Source organism: Cohnella sp. OV330 (genome assembly GCF_900112065.1).
Taxonomy (GTDB): Bacteria; Bacillota; Bacilli; order Paenibacillales; family Paenibacillaceae; genus Cohnella.
Genome location: NZ_FOKE01000009.1, coordinates 230,517 through 252,543, shown reverse-complemented (window position 1 = coordinate 252,543; position 22,027 = coordinate 230,517). Strand labels below are relative to the sequence as shown.

Annotated in this window: 23 protein-coding genes; all 23 read right to left on the bottom strand. The window is 51.9% G+C overall.

All coding sequences use genetic code 11. The features are described from left to right. Positions 1 to 77: 77 nt before the first annotated feature. Entirely contained in the window at positions 78 to 1,211 is a 1,134-nt protein-coding gene (locus BM235_RS21320) for a hypothetical protein (RefSeq protein ID WP_090116256.1), read from the bottom strand. Beyond that, on the bottom strand, positions 1,208 to 1,921 hold the full coding sequence (locus tag BM235_RS21315; protein ID WP_255374503.1) for a CDP-alcohol phosphatidyltransferase family protein: 714 nt from the start codon (positions 1,919 to 1,921) through the stop codon (positions 1,208 to 1,210). The genes BM235_RS21320 and BM235_RS21315 overlap by 4 nt, the downstream gene beginning before the upstream one ends. Positions 1,922 to 1,926: 5 nt before the next feature. Next, a complete protein-coding gene (locus BM235_RS21310; protein WP_255374502.1) occupies positions 1,927 to 2,589 on the bottom strand; it encodes a phosphocholine cytidylyltransferase family protein in 663 nt (220 codons plus the stop codon). 39 nt (positions 2,590 to 2,628) lie between these two features. Then, complete coding sequence (locus tag BM235_RS21305) at positions 2,629 to 4,056, bottom strand: CDP-glycerol glycerophosphotransferase family protein (RefSeq protein WP_090116254.1); 1,428 nt, start codon at positions 4,054 to 4,056, stop codon at positions 2,629 to 2,631. A gap of 28 nt (positions 4,057 to 4,084) precedes the next feature. Further along, on the bottom strand, positions 4,085 to 5,128 hold the full coding sequence (locus BM235_RS21300; protein ID WP_090116347.1) for a glycosyltransferase family 2 protein: 1,044 nt from the start codon (positions 5,126 to 5,128) through the stop codon (positions 4,085 to 4,087). After that, positions 5,092 to 6,285: a glycosyltransferase family 2 protein gene (locus BM235_RS21295; protein ID WP_090116253.1), complete on the bottom strand. Its 1,194-nt coding sequence runs from the start codon at positions 6,283 to 6,285 to the stop codon at positions 5,092 to 5,094. The genes BM235_RS21300 and BM235_RS21295 overlap by 37 nt, the downstream gene beginning before the upstream one ends. Then, entirely contained in the window at positions 6,275 to 7,294 is a 1,020-nt protein-coding gene (locus BM235_RS21290) for a UDP-N-acetylglucosamine 4,6-dehydratase family protein (protein WP_090116252.1), read from the bottom strand. Before BM235_RS21290 ends, BM235_RS21295 begins: the two co-directional genes overlap by 11 nt. 5 nt (positions 7,295 to 7,299) lie before the next feature. Further along, positions 7,300 to 9,573, bottom strand: coding sequence for a motility associated factor glycosyltransferase family protein (locus BM235_RS21285; protein ID WP_090116251.1), 2,274 nt, complete (start codon positions 9,571 to 9,573; stop codon positions 7,300 to 7,302). Positions 9,574 to 9,747: 174 nt separating this feature from the next. Then, on the bottom strand, positions 9,748 to 10,071 hold the full coding sequence (locus tag BM235_RS21280) for a hypothetical protein (protein ID WP_090116250.1): 324 nt from the start codon (positions 10,069 to 10,071) through the stop codon (positions 9,748 to 9,750). Position 10,072: 1 nt separating this feature from the next. Beyond that, positions 10,073 to 10,474: a flagellar export chaperone FliS gene (gene fliS, locus BM235_RS21275; RefSeq protein WP_090116249.1), complete on the bottom strand. Its 402-nt coding sequence runs from the start codon at positions 10,472 to 10,474 to the stop codon at positions 10,073 to 10,075. Positions 10,475 to 10,487: 13 nt separating this feature from the next. Then, on the bottom strand, positions 10,488 to 11,975 hold the full coding sequence (gene fliD / locus BM235_RS21270; protein ID WP_090116248.1) for a flagellar filament capping protein FliD: 1,488 nt from the start codon (positions 11,973 to 11,975) through the stop codon (positions 10,488 to 10,490). A gap of 15 nt (positions 11,976 to 11,990) precedes the next feature. After that, the gene (locus tag BM235_RS21265) at positions 11,991 to 12,362 is read right to left on the bottom strand and encodes a flagellar protein FlaG (protein WP_090116247.1); all 372 of its coding nucleotides are present in this window, start codon (positions 12,360 to 12,362) and stop codon (positions 11,991 to 11,993) included. Between the two features lie 128 nt (positions 12,363 to 12,490). Then, complete coding sequence (locus BM235_RS21260) at positions 12,491 to 13,261, bottom strand: flagellin N-terminal helical domain-containing protein (protein ID WP_090116246.1); 771 nt, start codon at positions 13,259 to 13,261, stop codon at positions 12,491 to 12,493. Between the two features lie 128 nt (positions 13,262 to 13,389). After that, the gene (locus BM235_RS21255; protein ID WP_090116245.1) at positions 13,390 to 13,632 is read right to left on the bottom strand and encodes a carbon storage regulator; all 243 of its coding nucleotides are present in this window, start codon (positions 13,630 to 13,632) and stop codon (positions 13,390 to 13,392) included. 3 nt (positions 13,633 to 13,635) lie between these two features. Then, the gene (fliW, locus tag BM235_RS21250) at positions 13,636 to 14,085 is read right to left on the bottom strand and encodes a flagellar assembly protein FliW (RefSeq protein ID WP_090116244.1); all 450 of its coding nucleotides are present in this window, start codon (positions 14,083 to 14,085) and stop codon (positions 13,636 to 13,638) included. An 86-nt stretch (positions 14,086 to 14,171) separates the two neighbouring features. Continuing rightward, positions 14,172 to 14,744, bottom strand: coding sequence for a DUF6470 family protein (locus BM235_RS21245; RefSeq protein WP_090116243.1), 573 nt, complete (start codon positions 14,742 to 14,744; stop codon positions 14,172 to 14,174). A 23-nt stretch (positions 14,745 to 14,767) separates the two neighbouring features. After that, on the bottom strand, positions 14,768 to 15,703 hold the full coding sequence (flgL, locus tag BM235_RS21240; protein WP_090116242.1) for a flagellar hook-associated protein FlgL: 936 nt from the start codon (positions 15,701 to 15,703) through the stop codon (positions 14,768 to 14,770). A 29-nt stretch (positions 15,704 to 15,732) separates the two neighbouring features. Next, a complete protein-coding gene (gene flgK / locus BM235_RS21235) occupies positions 15,733 to 17,292 on the bottom strand; it encodes a flagellar hook-associated protein FlgK (RefSeq protein WP_090116241.1) in 1,560 nt (519 codons plus the stop codon). A 40-nt stretch (positions 17,293 to 17,332) separates the two neighbouring features. Beyond that, on the bottom strand, positions 17,333 to 17,839 hold the full coding sequence (locus BM235_RS21230; RefSeq protein ID WP_158543767.1) for a flagellar protein FlgN: 507 nt from the start codon (positions 17,837 to 17,839) through the stop codon (positions 17,333 to 17,335). Between the two features lie 11 nt (positions 17,840 to 17,850). Further along, positions 17,851 to 18,132 carry a flagellar biosynthesis anti-sigma factor FlgM gene (flgM, locus tag BM235_RS21225; RefSeq protein ID WP_090116239.1) on the bottom strand — a complete coding sequence of 94 codons (282 nt, stop codon included), beginning with the start codon at positions 18,130 to 18,132 and terminating at the stop codon, positions 17,851 to 17,853. 111 nt (positions 18,133 to 18,243) lie between these two features. Beyond that, positions 18,244 to 18,660: a TIGR03826 family flagellar region protein gene (locus tag BM235_RS21220; RefSeq protein WP_090116238.1), complete on the bottom strand. Its 417-nt coding sequence runs from the start codon at positions 18,658 to 18,660 to the stop codon at positions 18,244 to 18,246. A gap of 114 nt (positions 18,661 to 18,774) precedes the next feature. Further along, complete coding sequence (locus BM235_RS21215; RefSeq protein ID WP_143106716.1) at positions 18,775 to 19,410, bottom strand: ComF family protein; 636 nt, start codon at positions 19,408 to 19,410, stop codon at positions 18,775 to 18,777. Positions 19,411 to 19,543: 133 nt separating this feature from the next. Next, positions 19,544 to 21,892: a helicase-related protein gene (locus BM235_RS21210; RefSeq protein ID WP_090116236.1), complete on the bottom strand. Its 2,349-nt coding sequence runs from the start codon at positions 21,890 to 21,892 to the stop codon at positions 19,544 to 19,546. Between the last annotated feature and the right edge of the window lie 135 nt (positions 21,893 to 22,027).

Below are 22,027 nucleotides of genomic sequence, written 5' to 3'. Positions count from 1 at the left end.
AGGGATTAATTCTAAAATCATTATCGGCTCTTGAAAACGCAAAGTGAAGCAGATCTATGGATCAAATCGCCAAGCAATTAATCCCATTCGATCGCGCTTAAAATATAATTAGAAAAACGTTCTTCGGCATCTTTATTCAAGTGATCAATATCATGGAAGTCTTCTTCGTTCATCATGTTCGAAGCAAAGCAATCAATGATTTGAAATTTAAATTCCGTTTGCATTTTGCTTACAATATTTCGAAAACGGTTAATGGCATCCAAAGAATAGTGGTCTACAAATACGGGACGTTGCGGATGGACTACCAAAATCGGTTTAATTCCATTGTCGGCTAGCAGGGTCAAATATGCTTTTAATACTTCAACATTATGTTGTACGGAATTGGGATAATGTTTATTAGAAACTTTTATAGCCATTTTCGTAACTTGATCGCTTTGTATTTTCTTCTTGCTATCTGTAGCTCTATAAAGCTCCATATTAGCATCGAATCCCCAAATTGGGTTCAGAAGCGGAGAGATAAACAAATCCGATTGTTTGAGCAATTGTGAAACTAGTTTAACGGGATGGCGAATGAATCTCTCATCAATGGTGTTTGTATGCTTGTTGCTATAATAAAATCTCCCAACTAGCCCAGGCCAAGATAATAAACGACGTTTTACAATATTTTGATCATCGACCTCCCCTGTCATCCAGAAATCGTAATCAAAGCTATTATAGGATAATCCGACTATTGCATATTTGGGTAATTTCCCTTGGCGCTTTTCAATCAATGCCCTTGCGAGCAGGTAGTCTAATTGCAAGTCTTGTCCCGCGAAAGCTAAGTTAAGGGCATTTGCTTGTATAAGATGCTCGCGTAATCCAAAAGCATACGAAAGCCCTGTTATGAAGAGTCCAATTGGACGGTCACTTAAAATTTGATTCAAAAAATAAAAACTTTTATAATAGCTTACCCCGTTAATAATCCGCTCTTGAGAGATACCTAACGAAACCATTTGGTCAAAAGCCTGGCTAGCCGACTCATTCGTCACGATAATATAGTCGAACTCCCAGCTAAGAAGTTCTTCGTAAGAGTGAATTCGACTGCCCTGAAACAAATTAGAGGACTCAATATTCCAAATCATCGCACCAACGACTTCTGTCTTTGCAGGATCCAGCATTTTAATGTATCGTTCAAAATACTGTACGATCCCGACTAATATAATCTTTTTCATATAATCCGTTTCCCTTTTAAACGGACGCTCTCCGCCCGGGCTGTCTTCAAACACTCCCAAACCCGGTACGTCCAGTCCCAATTTTTAAGAACCAGAATAATATATACCGCTTGCGCCATCCAGCCGCCGAACGTGCAGATCGTAATAATAAAAAATATGCTAAAAATATCAACCCCCGGTATAATGCCCCGATCCAAAAACCATTGTTTCCACTTCGCCCGAACCAACGGATGCTTTCTCGCAAAAGGCAGAACGTAATAGTGAACGATCCATACGTCAAATACCATCGTGACGGGCAAGGCAATTCGCGCCCACAAAGGTAGATCAACGCTGACGGCCAAGCTGACGAACAGAACATACCGAACGATCTGATCGCTCCATCGATCAAGCTCAGCGCCGAGCGGCGTACATCGGTTCGTCAAGCGGGCCAGATTGCCGTCCGCCCCATCCAGATAATGATGCAGCTGCAGCAAAATACCGCCTAAGAGCCAATGCTGAAATAAAAAAGACACGCCTACAGCGACCCCGACGAGCCCGTTGAGGATGGTCACCAGATTGGGCGTGAATCGCAAATCATAAACAAGCTTCGTAAAAAACGGATCGATTAGATGCGCGTAGTACCGATTGATCGCATACTCGTAAGGCCTCCGCTGTTGGACGATATATTTGCTTCGGAAGTTGACGTACTTGCGCCTAACGGCCTTGATCAATCGGCTCACTCCTTAAGCTGCGCGTTAACCCGCTGAAGGTCTTCCTCAAAATCGATCTCCGTACATATGAGATCGGAAATATCGACCGGGTACATGTTAAGTCCAAGCGGAATTCCCGTCTCAATCGCTTTTTCAAAGTAATCGTTATCCCGGCATTGCTCCAGCATTTCCAGCATGACAGGAATGTCAGCCGCAATCAGCTTGTTCAGGCCGACAGCTTCTCCGCGCGGTCGCTCAACCTGCTTGGACACTTCCAATATCGTACCGTTTTCGGCGAGCGTGTATTTGACTTCTTCTTCTCCTACCTTTTCATTGTTTACGGCCATGCAGGAGCCTGGCGTCTTTATCAACCGGTCGATAACCGCATGGTCGAACACCACATCGCCGTTGATCCAGATCACGTCGTCGTTTCGATTCTTTTTTAAAGCTTTCAAGAGACTCTTCGACGTATTGGTCGTGTCGAAGTAATCGTTATAAACGAACGTAAGCTCGGGGAACGCCTCCATGATCAACTCTTTTTTAAAGCCGACCACGATATAGATATCGTCGATATCTACGTAACGAAGCAGTCCTTTAATTTGATTTTGCATAATGCTTCTGCCGTTAGACAACAAGGTCAATGCTTTGGGATGCGGTTTGCCTAGACGAGACCCGATCCCTGCCGCCAATATGATAATTTTCAAGCGTACACACGCTCCTTATAACGATTAAAAGGGGATGACATAAGGAATCTCTCCCGAAGCTATGCGACTCCCCGGCTCGGCGATCCGGCCGATCGATTCGACGGAGAACGAAACGATTAAGCGATCATCGTACGCAAACTCATAGTCGAAAGGAGAGCGAATGCAACGTCCCATGAAATCCTTGCCGATCTTGGAAGACTCCTTGTCGAGAATCGCTTTGACATCATAACCGTTATGAACAAGCCAAGATGCGATTAATTGTCCGTAATCGCCCGCTCCCCAGACCACATAAGCGCCCGAAGGATCTTCGTTTACAAATCTCCGCAGTCGCTCCATATCGAATGCGATGTAGGATGACGCCGGACGTTCGTCTCTAGCAGGCTTTGTTCCTACGATTTTGTCAATGGCCTGTTTGATCCGTTCTGCCGCATGCTCATCTTGGTGCGAATATAGATCGGCGTTGATTTCCTTGTAATCCGGTGCCGGACCTGCCAGAACGTCTCCAACCTTTCCCGTCAATTCCGAGGGAGAGTTGGCGCTCGCCAGTACACCGCGCATGCGGATATCCAGGCTGACGGCTGCCGAGCCCTCGGGCAGCGAAGCGATATTGCTCATTTTCCTTATGTTGAGTACGCCGGTGTCCGTCACTTGTTCATCGATCGAATTGATAAGCACCATTCGCTTCTCAGTCAACATCGCGTCGAAGATCGCGCCGCTATAGTCGCTGATCACCAGATCGCTGACCGGAAAGAGATCGAACAGATCGACCGATTCATCGCAGATGAAAACGCGCTCCCTGTCGACGTCATCGGCGGAGAAGTCTTTACTAAGCGAGATGCCATGATGCAGCTTGATCATGACATTGTATTTTCCGAGCAATTGCTGCAAAGCTGTCTTGAACCAGTCGTATGACGTGAGGTCCCCCCACGTCGGGCAGTAGAGTACCGTGGCACGCTCGGGAATGCCGTTCTTCCACGCTCGCAGGCTTCTGCCTTGAATGTCATGCACGCTCTCGTCGCGATTCTTTGTCTTCAATCTTGGATGGCCCACGGACAGCGTAGGCGCATAGGTCTCTAGCCGTCTTTGAGAGTAGGGCCCGTAAGCAAGGATCAGGTCGAAGCCCCGATTCCATTCCGCATAATTCCACGCGTCCTTGGCGTAGCCGTACAATACGCGAATTCGCAATATGGCAGGATCGATAAAATTAAACAAAGGCATGAAATAGGGAACGACGATGCCCGCCAACCGGATGCGCCCCGAGATGATATCGGCGGCATCGCAATAGACGACTTCATTTTTTTCAAAATGGTCCGCCAGTTTCTCGTAGCGCTGATTGGTATGCCGCGGCGTGGCGATGATGAATATCGCTCGCTCTTTAAATGATTCGGCGATATTTTTAAAATGAACATAATGAAAAATAGTCGTGCAAGCGAAGCCGATATATGCGTTCAAGCGAGCGACACCTCTCTGACCTTGGCAATCAATAAAAGCCGATAAAGTCTTTTAACGGCTTGAAGCCGCGTTTTTTTAATTCTTCTCCGATCGCATAGAGACCGGGCTGAGAGGTTATCAGCACCTTGTCGTTCGGATTCAAAACTTCCGGATCGAAAATTCGGTAACCATCCAACAGCGAATTTTTCTTGGTCGGATCCGAATCTATAAATCCTTGAATTTCAAGCTCGCGGGGTAATATTTCACGCGCAACGGCAGCGCCCTTTGCACCTGCTCCCCACAAGTACACTTTTTCGCCGCTTTCGAACAAGCTATCGATCTCTCTTTTTTTGATGCGATATATCGTCTCCCAGAAGACGGAATCCATACGAACGGTCGTCGAATCGTTGGAGACCCTCATATCCACGAGAACTTCCTCTAAGGTTCCCATGCGGTATCCCGATTTGTTCATTTCGTAAAATAACTTGTAATCTTCCCCTACTCTGAGGAGCGGATCGTACTGAATCCGTTTCATTGATTCGCTTCTGGCCATAATCGTGGTGTGGGGGATGCAGCAGGTCCAATAAATTTTCTCGCACAGATCCTCGCTGGATGTTACGCCGTTTTTAAAATCTTCCCGAAACGATTTATAGTTTTTAAACCGCGCAGTCCCTTCGACTGCTCGGTCATGAGGGAAATATCGGATAAACGCTTTTACCAGATCAATGTCAGCATGCTCGTCCAAATATTTTTTTTGTTTATAGAGGCGCTCAGGCGCGTGAATATCGTCTGCGTCCGCTTTGGCAATGTATTTCCCTACGGTCTGATTAAGCCCGAAGTGCAAAGCCGCGCCTACGCCTTGATTCTCCTCGAACGTAAACGTACGGATGCGTGGATCCGTGTATTCGTCGAGAATACGTTGCGTAGCGTCCGTCGAACCGTCATTTACAACGATTAACTCGAAATCGCGAAAAGTCTGGCGCAGGACACTGTCGATCGCGTCCCGTAAGAAGGCCTCGCCGTTATAGACGGACATCAGCACGCTTATTTCAGGCACTAATACCCCTCCCCTGCCATACTTTCTATTTTCCATGCCACCATTTGTCTCCAGGAAATGAATCGCAACTTACTTTCGCCCAGTAACGACTCGATCTGCTGCTGAATGTTGGCTTCGTGCTTGCCTTCAAACGCAAAGATAATCGCATCGAGAAAACTTGCATGGTCTTTCAGCCATTCTGCACTGCGAATTGTTTTTCCGTTCATAATGAGACCTTGCCGTCGCGGGTTATTATCAAGCAGGGTATGGACGGAAATATCGCTTTCTTCCAAATCTCTAAGAACATACAAAGACATCTCGGTACTTCCGAAAACAGCAACATTCCGGATATTCCGCTGCTTCAAAACGCTCGATACCGGTTCTCGGTTGAAAAGAAGCGCTTCGATCCACTTTTTATAGTAAGCGATATTCAACTCGGCATCGGTGTAAGGGTCGATCTTCCAGTCGCCAAAGCGGCGGCTCAAAATTTCCATTTTTTCGGTCCTCATCCGATTCCGGCTTCCTACTGCGCTCGACAAGCCGCCGATGCGAAAATACGCAATGGGAATGTCCATATATTCGCGCGAAATGTTCGAGTCGCCGAACAGTTTAACCATAAAATCAAGATCGCTTCTTACCGGGTAGCGAAGATCGAACAGTCCGTATTGTAAAAACAATTCTCTTGCGGCAAATAGGCCTTGATGGGGGATCATCTTGCCGTCCCGAAACAACGCTTCCGTCATTTCCTGCCCGGCCATCTGTCTAAAGCCATTCACTTCGTTAATTTCTAAGACATTTCCATAGAATGCCTTGGTTTCCGGCGTGCTTGCCCGCATCCGGTTGATTACGTTCTGGATGACGCTCGAATCATATAAATAGTCGTCCGAATTCAAAAAATAAATATAATCGCCGGATGAAGCGAGAATTCCTTTATTGAAGGCGTCATAGATCCCTTTGTCCTTTTCGGAAATGACGACGTCGAGCGCATGCCGATATTGCTCGACAATCTTCATCGTACCGTCCGTCGAAGCGCCGTCGACTAAGATATATTCGATATGAGCGTTAGCGGTTTGTTCCAGAACGCTTTGAATGGTTTGTTCCAAGTAACGCTCGCTGTTAAAAGTGGCCGTGATTATCGAAATAATCGGCTCTCTCTTGCCGCTTGCTTTCATCTCTATCCCCGCTTCCGAAAATGCCGCCGAATCAGCGAGCATAGGTAAGCATCGACTCTTGCTTGAGCCAGGTCCGAAGCTTTTCCTTGCTGATGAATTCGTTCATCGTGTAACCGATCATTTCCGAAGATTTAATATAACTTTCGTCTTCCGTCCTCTGGCTCATTTGATTGAACAACGGAGGAATGATGAACATATGCGGGTGATCGATGACTTTGGAATACTCGTCCGAACTCATCAATTCTTCGTCCATCTTCTCTCCGCGTCTTAACCCGGTCTCTTCGATCCGCACCTCATCCTTGATCCCATACGAGGCGCTGACTTCTTCAATGATCACCTCGGCCAGATCGGACAGCTTGACAAGCGGCATCTTTAAGACGAAGACTTCGCCTCCTCCGGATATCGCGTTGGCTTCTAGCAGCAGGCTGATCGCCTGATTCGGCGTCATCATATATCTGGTCATATTCATATCCGTAACGGTGATCTTACGCTGCTCCATGATTTGCTTAATAAACAGCGGAATGACCGAACCGCGCGATCCCATGACGTTTCCGAAGCGCACCGACGAGAAAGAAGTCACTTTCGATCCTTTCTGGTAACCGGCGGCAGAGATTAACTTTTCGGCAGTCAGTTTGGTCGCACCGTATGTGTTCGAAGGCGCGACGGCTTTGTCCGTGCTCGTAAACAGCACCTTTTTCACATCCGAATGAATGGCTGCCTGAATGACGTTCTGCGTGCCGATGACGTTCGTTTGAACAGCTTCGAAAGGGTTATATTCACAAAAGGGAACATGCTTCATGCCAGCCAGATGGAATACGTAATCGATATCCTCCATTGCTCTTACCAAGCGCTGCTGGTCTCGTACGTCTCCGATCAAAAAACGAAGACGGGACGCATCCGATTGAAAATCGATTCCCATATTGTATTGCTTGTATTCGTCCCGGCTGAAGATACGAATGACCGACGGTTCCTCCTGCAGCAGTCGTTTCGTTAGCTGGTATCCGATCGTTCCCGTTCCGCCGGTTATGAGTATCTTTTTGTTTTTGTACATTCGTCCTACACCTCTGCCGTTACTGATGAAGTTCGCGCCTCAATGCGCAGGATGGTTTGTTGGAACATATCACGGAAAAGAGGAATCCGTTCGTGAATCGCATCGACTAGCGGCCCCAGCACCGTAATGAACAGATTGGACTTTTTGATTACATCGTTCTCTTCCGCAATTTCGGAAACCCGGCGATCAAAATTGCTAATCTCGTTCTCGATGGCTGCCATGAATAGGGTATTAAAAAGAATACTCTTCACGATAAGCTCCCAGTTCTCTTCAATCGCTACCATTGCATTAAGACAACGCAGCGGCTTGGTTCGGCTCCATTCGGGAAGCTTGACCATCTGTTTGCGAATTAGCGCGATTTGCTGATCCAATCGATCCAGTAGCTCAGGCAATTCGTTGACTTTAGAAATGGCTACGCTTTTTCTTTCTTTCCCGTAGGGTTTCAGATAAGCTTGAAAAGCTTTACGGAAAAAGTCGGCATCCCCGTTTTCTTTTATCCATTCCCCTAGAAAATCCGACATGGGTCGATACTCAGCGCCGTTAATGACGGCGCCCAAGGAAGAACAGTTCGTAAAGGAAACGTCCGGGTATCTCGACACGATCTCTTCTATGTCGGCCAGTGTCAGCTTCATAGCTTCCGTCGTTCGATTGATCCCCCCTTGTACATTACGCACTTCGAAGGTTGCGATGCTCATAACACGTTCATAGTACCCTTCTGGCGCATGAACGGAACCCGGAGCGTAGATCGAATCGTTCGGGTAAGACAGGTCTTGTCCCGTAAACGCGATGTGCGGACACCCCAGATAAGCAGCCGCCTGAATGGCCGTGCCAGTGACTGAGTGGCTAGACCCGAATACCGGATCTTCATGCGTAACGCCCATCAACACTTGCGTAACAAGATCGTTCGCAAAGTAAACGTGCGCGATGTTCTCGCGTCTATTTTCAATAATGTGATATTCCACTTGTGGTGCATATACGAATGGAATATGATCTATATTTAAATTTTTGAAGAGACGGTAATTGGGATTTCCTCCATCCATGGAGACAATGAGGTCGGGCTCGATCCCGTAATGGAGCAAAGACTGAATGCTGGAACCCGCTGAAATAATAATGATATGTCCCTTTAATTCCCGAAGGACTTCAATATCATTTTCGAGAGAAGGCCCCGCGCCGACGATGACCGCCGGCTTATTCTTCATTTGGCCCTTTAATCCGATTAGTGACGGCGAATCGATATTAACTGCCATATTATATAATCGGTTTTGGGTCCATTGAATGCCGAACTTCCCATGTGCCGATTTGGAATAGGCAAAGTTCAAAACAGCCAATCTCGCTTCATCCGCGAACTTCTGTTTGAGCTCGCGATTGATCCGATTATAAACAGGAAGGGAGATAATGATCGTCTCGCCCTTCACTTTTCTTAGAAACCGATAAAACAATTGATCCAACTCGTTTTTCTTGGGGCCAACGGCTAAATCCTTAACGTTGTCACGCGAGAACAAACGCTCAAGATCGATTACGCACATCGTATTTCTAAAAACTTGCACATCGGGTTCATATATAATAAATTGATGCGATTCAAATCGATTGGAGAGTTCCTCTAAATGGTATCCCAATCCGAGACCGTAGAGGACCACGTTTCTTTTTCCCTCTAACTGCGCGGAAGTGTATTCCGTCCAGATTTTCGCTTCTCGCTTAGGGTTATACCTACTATAAAAAGGAACCTTTTCCTCTTCTTCCGCCGAATCGATAAGGAGGTTTAACGTACCGTCTTGTGCGCTAAAAATCTCAACGGACTCGGAATCCTGCACGAGCAATAATTCTCGATGAACATGAGGAAATCGTTCCTGAATAAAGTTCAAGTTTTTATTGTATTGTTCCAGTCGAAGTTTATTTTGATAAGGGCTTAATTGATGTTGAAGTTTTTTAAATAGAGGTATTAGTTCGTATATGATTTGATCGGCCGCCTCGACGTACATCTCGGCATCCATTCGTTGATTCATCTTGCTGAATCGATCTCCCATATCGCTTACGAAGGCTTCAAGTGACGACTGAAGAATAGTCATGTTTTTTGTCAAATTTGGAGACCCGATGATCGCATTGACAGTGCGATACAAATCATCCATCCCTTCGACCACATCTCCGAATTTTGGCCAAATGTCATCTTGAATCGGTATATAAAACGAATCCGCCACCGCATTGCTGGCTTCGATCAGTCGAGGCAGAAAGGTGCCGACTTCCTCAAGTATGTTAAAGAGTTCTTCTTGTTGCACCTTCATTGAAATTCCCCCTTGCTCCACTTGTTTTTTATATCGGTTAAATGGCGGTATTCCATAAGAAAAACGCTCAGGAAAATCTCCCCTGTTCGCCGGACGTCTCGCCTGAAAACAAAAACAAGCTGCCCCGATTATAAGTCGGCGCAGCTTCTTAATAAGTCTTGTTTTGGCGATCAATTATTTTTTCTTGTCGAAAAAGATGGCGTTTATGCTGCCGGGTGCTTCATAGCTTCTCTTTTGAAGTCGCGTCTGCTGTATCCGCTGCAATCCTTGGGAGGCTTCATCCCGCAACTTCGCCATGCGTCCGACCAATACGTCATGATGGGATTGAATGATCTGAATCTTTGCCTTATCCTCGTCAGACAATGGAGCTCTGTGCTGCAGATCCTCGATTACTTCCTCGCGAAGAGCAATTAAGCGTTCCAGAACTTCGCTATCCGAATCGTCGATCTGCAACGCCAGCCGCTCCGTAAATTCTTTGAGGATATCTAACTTATCCATACTAGGCGCTACCGCCTTGCACATGGCTTTGCTCCGTTGCAGCCAACTTCACCGTCTGTCTCCAAGCTTCTCGGAGTTCAACGAGATGTGTCGCCACCTCTTCGGCAAACTTGGCATCCTTCTTTATATTGGCTTGTATGAGCATATGAAGGAAATATTCATACAAGCTCGCCAAGTTCTTGGACACTTCGAAGTCGAAATTAAGCGAAGCGATTAACTCATGTATGATCGATTGAGCTTTTTTTAAATTCAGATTAGCTTTGTTAAAGTCTTTAGATAGAATTGAATCCGCGCTCGCCCTGGTGTGTCTTATAGCGCCATCATACAGCATGAGAACCAGTTGAATCGGCGTTGACGTTTGCACGGAGGATTGTTGATAAGCTTGGTAAGGCGATTTTAACAAAGGAATTTCCCCCTTAACTCATGAAGCTGGATAGACTGGATGACTGAGTATTCATTTTGTTAATCGCCGTTTCCATCGCAGTAAACTTCTTATAGTACTGCGTCTCTTTATCGCTTAATCGCGCAGCCAAATCCGTTTCCCTGTCCTTCATGGAGCGTATCGTATCGCTGAGCAAGGAGTTTTCGATAAAATCCGCTGTCGTATCGGCACTCGTCGTAAGCGTTCCGGCTTTTTCCGATATCTGCTTAAGCGCCGTCATCGAAAACTGGGTCAACTTTTGGAAAATGCCTACGCCGGACATATCGGCAGTAACCTTCGTCCCTGTCGGAGCAGCCTTCGTAAACATATCGATTATTTTTTGCGGATCCGCCTCGATGGCATCTTTCAGCTTACTTTCGTCCTGGATTACAAGTTTGCCTTGCGTTGTATAATCGCCTGTTGTGATCCCGATCGACGTCAGGTTCGTTTTGGTCGTATAATCGGCCATCGTGGCGATACGCATCTGACTGACGAGACCGCTCAATATGCTGTCGTTCTTCAGCAAGCCGCTATGCGCTTTCTCTTCCCATAGCGTAATTTGGCTCTCTTTCATTTCGCCTTTTTCAACGTCGGTCAAAGGCATATAATCCCTATAGGACTTTTCGCCGAGCTTACCGTTAATCGCGCCGATTAACGTATTATAATCGTTAATAAAAGATTTGATGGTGCTTAAAATCTTATCGGTATCAGTTTTAATTGACACCGTCGTGGAACCGCTCGAACCGGTTTGGTTCCGTACAGTGAAATTGAAACCATTCATATCGAACGTATTGGACGCTTGCTCGTACGCAATTCCGTTTATCGTCGCTTTGGCATTGCTGCCCGCATTCGCACTTTCGGCGAAATCGCCGAAAATGTCGAGTTTAATTTCGCCCGCTCCGGTACTTTTGCTGACTAACGAAAACTGCCCTGTGGCATCGTTATAACTGGCGGTCGCATTTGCCGACTTATTCGCATTGATTTTCGCAGCCAACGTGGCCAACGTATCCTTACTGGTATCTACGGTAACCGTAGCGGTCCCCCCCGAAGGCTGGGTAATCGTCAACGTATTGCCCGTAAAACCCAAATCCGCTAACGTCTTACCCGACGTATTCTGATCGGTCGACGGCGGCGTGGGCTGATAAGTATACACGGTAACGGCTGACTTGGCGACTGCATCGACGGATATGTTCATCGAACCGGAAGCACTGCTCGATGTTGAATTAACCGTTATCGCATTGGTATCGCCCGTCACATCGCTCGTCTTTGCGCCGATGCTTGATGAAAGCGAATAGTTCGCCAATTTATTATTTCTAAAATCTACGATTTTGGCGTTAATATCCCGATACGCTTCCTGCTGCCATTCGATCTTGGTGCGCTTCTTCACCAATGCGTCCAGCGATGTCCGCTCGGCCTTCATTAGCTTGGTTACGATGCCGTCGATATCAAGGCCCGAAGCGAGACCACTCATTCTCGTTACCATACATGGAACCTCCTTTTAAACCTTCTCATCGATCAATATGCCGTTTATCTCCATGAACTTGGCCACCAGGTCTAACGTTTTTTCAGGAGGAATCTCGCGGATTAACTCACCGGTTTCTTTATTCATGACTTTGATGACGACAGTCTTTGTTTCTTTATGCATAGACATCTCTAGGGAGGTGTTGGGGCCTTGAAGGGCCGTTAAAATTTTATCCAGCTTCTTAATAACCTGTTCGTCTCCTGCAGTTACACGTTCTCCGGATAACGAAGCTTTCTGCAAGGCTTCTATGGTCGTTACGCTGTTCAGATCAGTGCTCGGCACTCCGCCTGGCGTAGACACCATACTTTTTCCTGCTTGCACACTAGAACCTGCAGAAGAAATATTCATAGACACCCCATCCACCCCGCACTTAGAAATGTTTCTATTCCATTTATCGGAATGCCTTCTCCTTATTATTAGGTATAACCATAAAAAAAGAAGCCTTAGCGTAGCTAAGGCTTCTAGGAAGATTGAGATTAACGGAGCAGGGACAGTACGCCTTGCGGCTGCGAGTTGGCTTGCGCCAGCATCGCTTGGGAAGCTTGAAGCAAGATGTTGTTCTTCGTGAGGTTAACCATTTCCTTCGCCATGTCCGTATCGCGGATGCGGGACTCAGCAGCGGTCAGGTTTTCTACCGTCGTGCCCAGGTTGTTGGACGTGTACTCAAGACGGTTTTGCTTAGCACCCAGCTTAGCGCGCTCGGTGGACGTGTTCTTGATAGCCGTTTCGATGCTCGTCAGGGACGTGGAGCTCGACAGACCCGTGATACCGGTCGTGGAGACCGAATCGATCGAGATCGTTACGCCGGAAGTGTCGCTGATTTGGATCGTCGCGCCGGACGTGATGTTGATGCCGTTGAACTTCGTTTCGGAGAAAATCTTGTCGATTTGCTCGCCCAGTTGGTCCAGCTCTTGGTTGATGTTAGCCTTGTCGCCGGAGGAGTAAGTGCCGTTCAGCTTTTGAACGTTCAGTTCCTTCATGCGGGACAGCATGGAGCTAACTTCGTTCATCGCGCCTTCAGCCGTTTGTACGAAGGACACGCCGTCTTGAACGTTGCGTTGCGCTTGCTCGAGACCGCGGATTTGACCGCGCATCTTTTCGGATACGGCCAGGCCGGCTGCATCGTCAGCAGCACGGTTGATGCGGAGACCGGAAGACAGCTTCTCCATGTTCTTGCCGGCAGCATCGGTGTTCAGACCCATGTTGCGGTGCGTGTTCAGTGCGGTAATGTTGTGGTTAATACGCATGATAAAATTCCTCCCTGAATGTTGGTTTGCCGCTTCCTTGCGGCTTGCCGGGGATTAGGTCGTACGCCCCAACCCCGTCATGCTATTTTTATCGGCAGCATCCGGCGCCGGTTTAATAGTGAATCCGATTATTTTTGCGATTTTTTTTGTAGAACGTCGGGCAAACCCGCGAAGTCTAATCCCTGCGGCAACCCGACGGACTCCTTGTTGCTCTCCTTCACCGAAGTCAGCAGTTCGGAACGCAGAATCTGCACGTCCCGCGGCGCAGCGATCCCAAGCTTGATCGTCTCTCCTTCGACTTCGAGGATCGTCAGCTCGATCCCTTCACCGATTAGAATAGACTGTCCCTTTTTTCGAGATAGAACGAGCATCGGTCATTCTCCTTTCGCGGCGCCGGCTGCGGCCGGGAACAGCCGATGACGCGTGGAGTAGGAGCTTTGACCTAGGATGATCTGTTTGCCGAGCTGCTTTTTCGTATTGAATACAAGCGGTGCCGTCAAGTTCGCCGTCGCTTCTCTAAGTCCCTGTCTTGCGTTAAGAATAACGCGTACGGATACGTCGTTCTGACCGTCTAGCGCCAGCTCCCGCATCATGGCATCCGACAGATCGAATTCATAGTCGGAGAAGAAGGCGAAGGGGTCGGCCAATACGAAAACCAAATCAGGTTGATCCGCCGATTGTAAATAATTGAAGGATGGATTCCCCTCGACGTTCACAAGAATGAACCGCTGGCTCTCCTCGAAGCCCGGAAGGCCACCCTCGAAAAGATACAAATTATTCTCGTCAACTTCGATGTCGCCAAAATTAGCCGTCTGAACGATCATCTATCGCTGCCTCCGCTTCGCAAATAAAAGTAGAAAGAACGGCAAGCGCATCATAAATGCCGCCTGCCGCTCCCATCATATCATATTTAAGCCATTATATTGATCGACGGCGCCGTGACCGTGACGTTCGGATACTGCTGCATGTAGACGTTGACGGATCCGCGCCGAAATTCGATCTCGGGCTTCGACGGCCGTATATCGACGTTTTTAGAACCCGGAATGAATTCCATGTTCAAATCTCTCGGCGTATAGCTGAGCTTCGTGTTGTCCGGCGCCGCGAAACCGAACACCTGCAGATCCGGCGCACCCTCCAGATACTCGTCCAGCGCCTGACTGGCGATGACATTGCCTTTGATCCGAAGATCACCCGCTTCGTTGCCTTCCGCGACGATACGTTCGAGGTTCTGTCGCGCGACTTGCTGGTATTGCGAATAAATCCGCTGCCAGAACGCCTCGGGTTTGCCGCCAGTCAAGGCGTTGTCAGTAAGCGTCTTATCTATGACCAGCGTACCCGAACCATTGTCCGCGGTAAAGGCCGGCGGCGTCGTTTCGATCTGCATGGAGGCCGGACGCGTTCGAATGTCATACTGCCCGGACTCCGTAGAGATGCCGATCCGTCCGGCCTGCGATCGAATCGATATCTGCGGCAAAGGCATCATGCGTTATCCCCCCACAGGTCCGATTAGCCCAAGAAGTCCACCAATGATGGCTTGATAATCTTAGCGCCAACGGAAAGCGATGCCTGATAAACGCTCTCGTTCACTTTTGCTTTAATCAAGAGGTCTTCCATATCCGCATCCTCCGTCTTGGACTGAAGATCCTGGAGGTTGACGTTCAAATCTTGGAGGCGGTTCTGGAGCAATTCCAGACGGTTGACGCGCGCACCGACTTGCGCCTGTGCAGTCAACACCTTGTCCATACGGGAATCCAGAAGGCCCAGCTGCGCGGATACGCCCTTTTGGTCTCCGGCGCGAAGCTTGGCGGAGATTTGATCCAATACGTTAAAGACATTGTCATCCTCATACTGCGGGGAAGACACTGTCGAAGATGCTGAATTCGGCGGATAGCCGAACACGTCGTTGCCGCTTAGATTCACCGTCAGTTGAATACCGGCATTGACAATGTAATCGAGCTTGCCGGCGTCGGTCATGACCGACGCAGCGTCTGCGTTGTCGGCATATGGTTTCGTATCCGTATACTGACCGTTAAAGACGTACTTGCCCTTCAGTTGGCTGTTCGCGATATCCTTGAGCTGCGCCTTAAGCTGATCGACCTCGTCGGCAATGTTGTCGAGCGCAACCTGCGGATTGGTCCCGTTGGAGCCCTGTACGCTAAGATCCTTAACCCGCTTCAGCACGTCATTCACCTGAGACAGCATCGTGTCATTAAAATCGAGCCAGGAGGATGCCGCGTCGACATTGGTCTGATAGGCTTCGTTAACGGACAGATCCGAACGGTACCGAAGCGCGTAAGTGATCCCTACGGGATCGTCCGAAGCACGATTGATATTGCGTCCGGTCGAAAGCTTCTCGGACAAGCTCGAGGATTGACTTAAATTCGAATTGATATTGCGCAGCAGCTGCGCCGTGATGGTACCTTGAGTCACGCGACCCAACATGGGTTCACCCTCGCTCTCTCAGTTGTAAATTAGCGTCCGACTGTGCCGGTTCCGTTAATGATCTTGTCCAGCGTCTCGTCGATCGTCGTCATGAAACGGGCGGCAGCGCTGTAGGCATGCTGGAACTTAATCAGGTTCGCCATCTCTTCGTCAAGGGAAACGCCGCTGACGGCCTGCCTGCGGGCATCGACCTGGTCGACGACCGCTTGCGTGTTGGTCGTCTGCCGCTGCGCCTCTTGGGATTGAATGCCGAGCTGCCCGATAATGGAGCTGTACATATCATTGACGGTCCCCGTGCCGGTCATGGCATCCGGATTGACCGAGGTGAAGTTTATTTTCGTATCGTTGAACTGGGCCATGAGCAGCGCCAAGTTTTTGTTGCCCTTGACGACGGACTCCGTGCCGCCGCTCGTCGCGGTTCGCATCGAAGCCGCAATATTGTTGGCGTCGTTTTGAATATCCTTGTTGACCATGATATTGCCGGCCGTGAGCGGCGAGCCATCGGTCGAGACGAAGAAAGCGGCCGCAGCCTTCAGCGGGTCCTGGTTAGTGTAACCTAGCTGATGGAGACCGTTCAGTCCCTTCACGGTCACCGGCAAATCGGAAGCAAGCGTGCGGTTTGTGCCCGAGTACGTTACGCCATTCAGCACCGTGCCCTCCGGCAACACGGATCCCGCCGGCAGCGTCACCGTAATCTCGCCGTTCGCCAGACCGTTTACGAGCGTATCCAATTGACTCTGGAAGTTCGTCACGTATTGATCCCGCGACATGATCATTCCGTAAAGCTCGCCGCCGGTCAGATCGGAGCCGAACGCGCCGATCACGTCCGCGGTCTCCAGCGTCGCCGGATTGCCGTTGTCCACGAGCACCTGTCCGCCCATCGATACTTGATAGCCGTCCGCGGTCTCGGTGACCGACACGTTCGCCATCTTCGACAGCTCGTCCACCAGGACGTCGCGCTGGTCGCGAAGATCGTTAGCGTTGTCTCCGAATGCTTCGATGCGCTTAATCTGCGTGTTCAAGTCCGCGATCGTCTGAAGGGAAGTGTTCATCTGGGACACCTTCGTCCCGATGTTGGTCGTCAGGTCGCTCTTCAGGTCGTCGAACTGCCGGCTCATCTGATTGATGGCATCCGTGAGAGCCAGCGCGTTCTCGCGTACAAGCTTGCGCGCCGTCAGGTCTTCCGGATTTTCGCTTAGGTCCTGCCACGAATTAAAGAAATTGTCCAACACGGAGCGAAGACCGGAATCCGTCGGCTCGTTCATAATCGTCTCTAGCTTCTGGAGCGTATCCTGGCGAATCGACCAGCTGCCATTGTTTTGGTTCTCATTGCGGAACTGATTGTCCAGGTAGCTCTCGCGAATGCGCGTGATCGACGAGAACTCGACGCCCGTGCCGAGCTGTCCCGGCGAAGTCGAGTGCGTCAGACCCGGCGCCTCGATCGGCCGGGAAGCTACCATATTGACCGTCTGGCGGGAATACCCCGTCGTATTGGCGTTGGCAACGTTCTGCCCCGTCGTCTGCAGGGCGGCCTGCTGCGTAAATAAGCTGCGCTTGGCCGTCTCTATGGCATGAAAAGTTGATCTCAAAGCGCTTCATCCCCTATCTCGGTTGTATAAATGCGCGATCTTAGGCGCGCGTATCGAACGATCTCCGGGACGCTCCGCCCACATATCCTTGACCTGCCAACGTCGGCGCGTACGTGATCTCCTGCTCGGAAGGCCCCGCGATCAAGTCCAATTCGTACCGGATGAGCTCAAGGGATTGCTGGATCAGCAACTGATTGCGCTCGTTGATCACCTTCAGCTCGTTGTGTCGCTCCTTCAGCTTGACCGCTAGCGCACGAAGCTCCGTCTTATGATCGGCCCTCGGCACTGCTTGAATGAGATCGGACAGCCTGCTGCCCGGCCGAGCCGTTAGTCCGATCTCTTTCCAGCTGCCAGCAGCCGAACTGCCCATCTCCCGGAAGCTGTCCTCCAGGCGGGCGATGAGCCGGGTCTCCTTCGCGGTGAGCGCCATTAAAGCGTCCACGTCGTTCTGCACGACGATCGTCACCTTGTCCCGGGCGAGCTGAAGCAATTCGTCATGGATGTCGATCAAGCTGTTCAGCGCGATCAGCAAGCCTTGAAAACTCAAGGGGATTCACCTCATTCTTGGGGTGGGATGGGCCGGAAGAACGGCAGCATCTTCTCTGCCAGCTTCGAAGTGTCGACATGGTAGGTGCCGGTGGATACTTCTTGCTTCAGACTCTCGATCCGCTCCGCCCGCTCGGCGCCCTGAGCGCCTTGGGCGCCCAGCAGCTCCTTCGCTTCTTCCGAGATCTGCACTTGGTCCTTGCGCTTGGCCCCCGTCTGGCTGCCCGGCCGCACTTCGTTGTTATTCTGATAGGCTCTATAGGCGCCTATACGCTGCGTATCGTTGATTTTCATATTAAGACTCACCTCGGCGACTTAAAATATCAGCCCGAATAAATAAAAGACCGATAAACCTTTACAGGTATTATCGGCTACATCCTGTATGAAGTTAATAGAACGTCATGCCTAATTCCGCTCGTTAAACCGGTCCTTGATTCGATACGTATTCTCGGATCCTGTCGAATCGGCGACTTCGCCCTGTTTTCTGGCGCTGGTCGCGCTTCGGATCTCCGCCTGCAAGCGGCTATGGCAGCTCGCGCACATGCCGCCTTCGCGGATGGGAGTGCCGCACATTTCGCAGGGGTAGTGCATGTTAACTGCGTTTTTGAGCGAGATGCGCCCTTCGCGGATATACTTGGTAATCTGCTTGATGCTGACGCCGGTCGCTTCCGACAGTTCGTTTATCGTGGTGCCTTTGTTTTTTTTCAAATAGTCCAGGCAGCTCTCGTATTGCTTTTCGCCCTTGGCGAAGCATTCGTTGCATACCTCTCTAATATGGCGAGGGAACAGCTTCCCGCAGCTTGGGCAATTCGCTAGATTCATAAGCCAACCTCCGTCCCCGATCCGAGGATCGACAGCATTCGATATCGTCCTTTTATTGTAATGGATGCGGGCGGGTCATGTACACTTATTCTTGAAATTGGCACGCAAGACCCATCAAGTCCTGGACCAGGCGATACCGTAGACTTCGGCGCCGGGCATTGCTTGGAGAATCGCGCGCGCGCAATCGTTCATCGTGCTCCCCGTCGTGTATATATCGTCCGCAATCAGAATCCTACGCGGCCCGCTTAGTGAACGCGCTGCGGGAATGTCGTCTGCAGGCGCGAACAACCCGCGCATGTCCGCGATGCGCCCCTGACGCGCCTTGCCGCTCTGCTTCTCGGTATCGCGCGTCCGCTTCAGCAAGGGGCGATACGGAATTCCGTACCAAGCGGCCATCGCGGCGGCCATACGCTCAGCCTGATTAAATCCCCGTTCCTCCAGCCTGCCCGGCGCGAGAGGAACGGCGGTGATCAGGTCGAAGGCGCCCCCGAAGTCATTCCTCAATTGTTCCATGGCGCAGGATAGCATTGCGGCCATGACTCCGGTATACCGTTCTGCTCCCCTATACTTGTAATCGGCGAGCCAGTCTCTCATCTCGTCCCGGTATTGCACGGCGCACCGCGCGCCCTTGAAGTAGGTCAGCTTCCGACGCAAGCAATCGACGCAGCGGCCCGGCCTGCCGCACACGGGACACATCGGCGCCCATATCCAGGGGATCCGGGTCCGGCAAGCGCCGCATAGCCGGTTCAAAAGCATTCTCGCATCCGGCTGCCGAACCGGCATAGGAGCCGGAGACGGCTCGCCGCGCACCTCTCGCAGACATCGGGGCATTGCTGAAGGACGGGGTGGAGAAGTTCGTAGACGGCCCGGAGCAAGCCCCGCATCATCGACCGCCCCCTCGACGGCCCGGGTTAAACTTATCATTGCGGACGCCGCTCAAACGAATGCGCCTGCCTCCATGCGACCTCTCGACCAAATAACCCCCTTTTCGCGCGAGCCGATTCATCGCGGTTACCTGCCGGATCGCGCCGGTCAGCGCCAGGGTTCGATACGCGGCGCAGAAATAGACCCGCCCGTCCGGGTCGTCCGCCGAGCGGCCTGCGCGCCCGGCCATCTGAACGAGCGCCGCCTCGTCGAACAGCTTGGCGTGGGCATCAAGGATGAAGACATCGCTGCGCGGAACGGTCACGCCGCGTTCGAGGATCGTCGTCGTCACGAGCAGGCGCAGCTCGCGCTCCCGAAAGGCCGTCACTTTATCGCGGCGCCCGTCGTCTTGCGAGGACGTGCCGTCGATGCATGTGGCCGATATGCCCCAGCGCTGCGCTTGGCGACGGAAGAGCGCGACCAGCGCCTCGATCTGCTTGATGTACGGCACGAAGATAAAGACTTGAGCGCCGCGCGCAAGGGATGATTCGATGCGGGCGTATAGCGTCGCCGCTTGTTTATCGGCGATGCGATTGTTTAAGCCTCGCACATTTTTTGCGTGGTTGCTCGCGCCGCCGCTCCAACGCTTCAGGGGCGCCATGACGAGAACGTGCGGCACGGGCAGCGGGTGTCGATGGTACCGAACGGGTACTTTCGCGCAGGGCAAACGGCCGAAGCGGACGGCACGGCGCATGGCTGAAGGCGGCGTCGCGCTCAGCAGTACGGTCGCGCCGTCCGGTTTGCGGGCAGCTGCAGCCGCATAATGAAGCATCGGGTCGCCGTGATAGGGAAACGCGTCAAGCTCGTCGATCAGCACGAGATCGAAGGCTTGCCCAAATCGCACGAGCTGGTGCGTGGTCGCCAGCGTCAGGTCGGCCTGCTGCCATCGGTCCCCGCTGCCGCCATACAGCACTGCGATGCTCCGGCCCGGAAACGCCTTCGCCAGCCGCGGCGCCAGCTCGAGCACGACGTCCCGGCGCGGCGTAGCGAGCAAGGCCCGGCCCCCGGCGCTGAGCACAGCGTCTAGCAGCGGAAAAATCATTTCCGTCTTGCCCGCTCCGGTGACGGCCCACAATAAAAAGGAACGTGGTCGGATCGCCAATGGATCGCCATGCGGCGTCTCAAGAGCGATCGCATCGTCATCGGAACGTTGCCGCCGATGCAACCGTCCGTAGCCAAGTCTTAGCAGAGCTCGTACGTTATCCACCCAATGTTGAGGGAGTACTGCAGGAACATGCCCGCGAGGGGAAACCTGGCGTCTTAGAGTGGCGGGCTCTAGCCCTTCGGCTGCACCGGCCCGGCCTGGCGCGGCCCGCTCCACCGCGAGACCCGGCTCGCGCCCTGCCCGCAGGAAGCGCACCGCCTGCTCCGAGGCGGCCCGCTGCGCCCGGCTGAGGCCCCAGCGCGCGCATACGTCCGCCGCGGACGGCCCGGCGGCCGCCGCGGTCGCCCCGAGCGGCGAAGCCGCCGGCGCCGGGCCGCGCACGAGCAGCCCGCACGCGCGGCTGCGGCCGAGCGCCAGGCACGCCTCGCAGACGGCGCAGGCGGCGCTCCCGCAAGAGGCGCACGCGGTGCGCCTCAGCGCGGCTTCGCCGCTGCCGCATCGCCGGCAGCGCAGGCGCCGTGCCCGCGGCGGCGCGCCTGGCGCGACTGCGGCGCCGAGCCGCAAAGCCCCGAGCAGCGCGCCCAGCTGCAGCAGGCCCGGCAAACCGGCGCCCGGCGCGATGCCGGGCGCCCGATCGGCGAGCATCGCCGCTGCCTCCGCCTGAAGCAGCGAGCGCCCCTCCATCAGCGGCAATAGCGCACGCACCCGCATGGCTTGGAGCTTGGCAGCGGCCGCCCCCATCCCTCGCCCCTCGCGGGACACACTCGCCCGCAATATTTCGCACCCTTCTTCGGCTCCGTTAGACAATTCGTTCGCTTCGTTCGCTTTGTTTGCCCCTCTCCCTTTTAATCGCCCGAACCTCCATCCGCTGCGCTTTGCATATTTGCCGCGTCCTTCCGCCAAATCGTCAAACAAACGCAGCAGCAACGCCTGCACTTCTCCCGCCTCCAACCCCCGCTCTCCATTCAACATCGCCTGCACTTGTCTGCATCCTGCCTCCGCCTCGCCCAACGGCAGCAACCGCTTCAGTCTGACGATTGCACCCCCAGCCTGCGCCAAGTCCATGGCAGGCATTCCCCAACCTTCCGCGATCCCCGCCCGATACGCAGCGTCGAGCCAAAAACCTTCATCCGTATCCCAATCGACCGTGAACCTCGCCCGCCACCCGGTTCGCAGTCGTACCGCATAGACCGTCGCCCTCATTCCGAACCCCCTCAACTTTTATTCGAACGCAAAAAAAGCACACCGCTTCAGCCCTTTTCGGCCGTTAGCGAGTGTGCTTCACCCGTTGCTTGCTATCATTGATTCATATTCTCAAAGTCTCGCGCCCTACGGATT

Bases quoted from the DNA above. Each gene is read 5' to 3' on its own strand.
- BM235_RS21320 (WP_090116256.1), bottom strand. From the start codon at position 1,211: ATGAAAAAGATTATATTAGTCGGGATCGTACAGTATTTTGAACGATAC.
- BM235_RS21300 (WP_090116347.1), bottom strand. From the start codon at position 5,128: ATGGAAAATAGAAAGTATGGCAGGGGAGGGGTATTAGTGCCTGAAATA.
- BM235_RS21295 (WP_090116253.1), bottom strand. From the start codon at position 6,285: ATGCTCGCTGATTCGGCGGCATTTTCGGAAGCGGGGATAGAGATGAAA.
- BM235_RS21290 (WP_090116252.1), bottom strand. From the start codon at position 7,294: ATGTACAAAAACAAAAAGATACTCATAACCGGCGGAACGGGAACGATC.
- BM235_RS21285 (WP_090116251.1), bottom strand. From the start codon at position 9,573: ATGAAGGTGCAACAAGAAGAACTCTTTAACATACTTGAGGAAGTCGGC.
- BM235_RS21280 (WP_090116250.1), bottom strand. From the start codon at position 10,071: ATGGATAAGTTAGATATCCTCAAAGAATTTACGGAGCGGCTGGCGTTG.
- fliD (WP_090116248.1), bottom strand. From the start codon at position 11,975: ATGGTAACGAGAATGAGTGGTCTCGCTTCGGGCCTTGATATCGACGGC.
- BM235_RS21265 (WP_090116247.1), bottom strand. From the start codon at position 12,362: ATGAATATTTCTTCTGCAGGTTCTAGTGTGCAAGCAGGAAAAAGTATG.
- BM235_RS21260 (WP_090116246.1), bottom strand. From the start codon at position 13,261: ATGCGTATTAACCACAACATTACCGCACTGAACACGCACCGCAACATG.
- BM235_RS21255 (WP_090116245.1), bottom strand. From the start codon at position 13,632: ATGCTCGTTCTATCTCGAAAAAAGGGACAGTCTATTCTAATCGGTGAA.
- fliW (WP_090116244.1), bottom strand. From the start codon at position 14,085: ATGATCGTTCAGACGGCTAATTTTGGCGACATCGAAGTTGACGAGAAT.
- BM235_RS21245 (WP_090116243.1), bottom strand. From the start codon at position 14,744: ATGATGCCTTTGCCGCAGATATCGATTCGATCGCAGGCCGGACGGATC.
- flgL (WP_090116242.1), bottom strand. From the start codon at position 15,703: ATGTTGGGTCGCGTGACTCAAGGTACCATCACGGCGCAGCTGCTGCGC.
- flgM (WP_090116239.1), bottom strand. From the start codon at position 18,132: ATGAAAATCAACGATACGCAGCGTATAGGCGCCTATAGAGCCTATCAG.
- BM235_RS21220 (WP_090116238.1), bottom strand. From the start codon at position 18,660: ATGAATCTAGCGAATTGCCCAAGCTGCGGGAAGCTGTTCCCTCGCCAT.
- BM235_RS21210 (WP_090116236.1), bottom strand. From the start codon at position 21,892: ATGAGGGCGACGGTCTATGCGGTACGACTGCGAACCGGGTGGCGGGCG.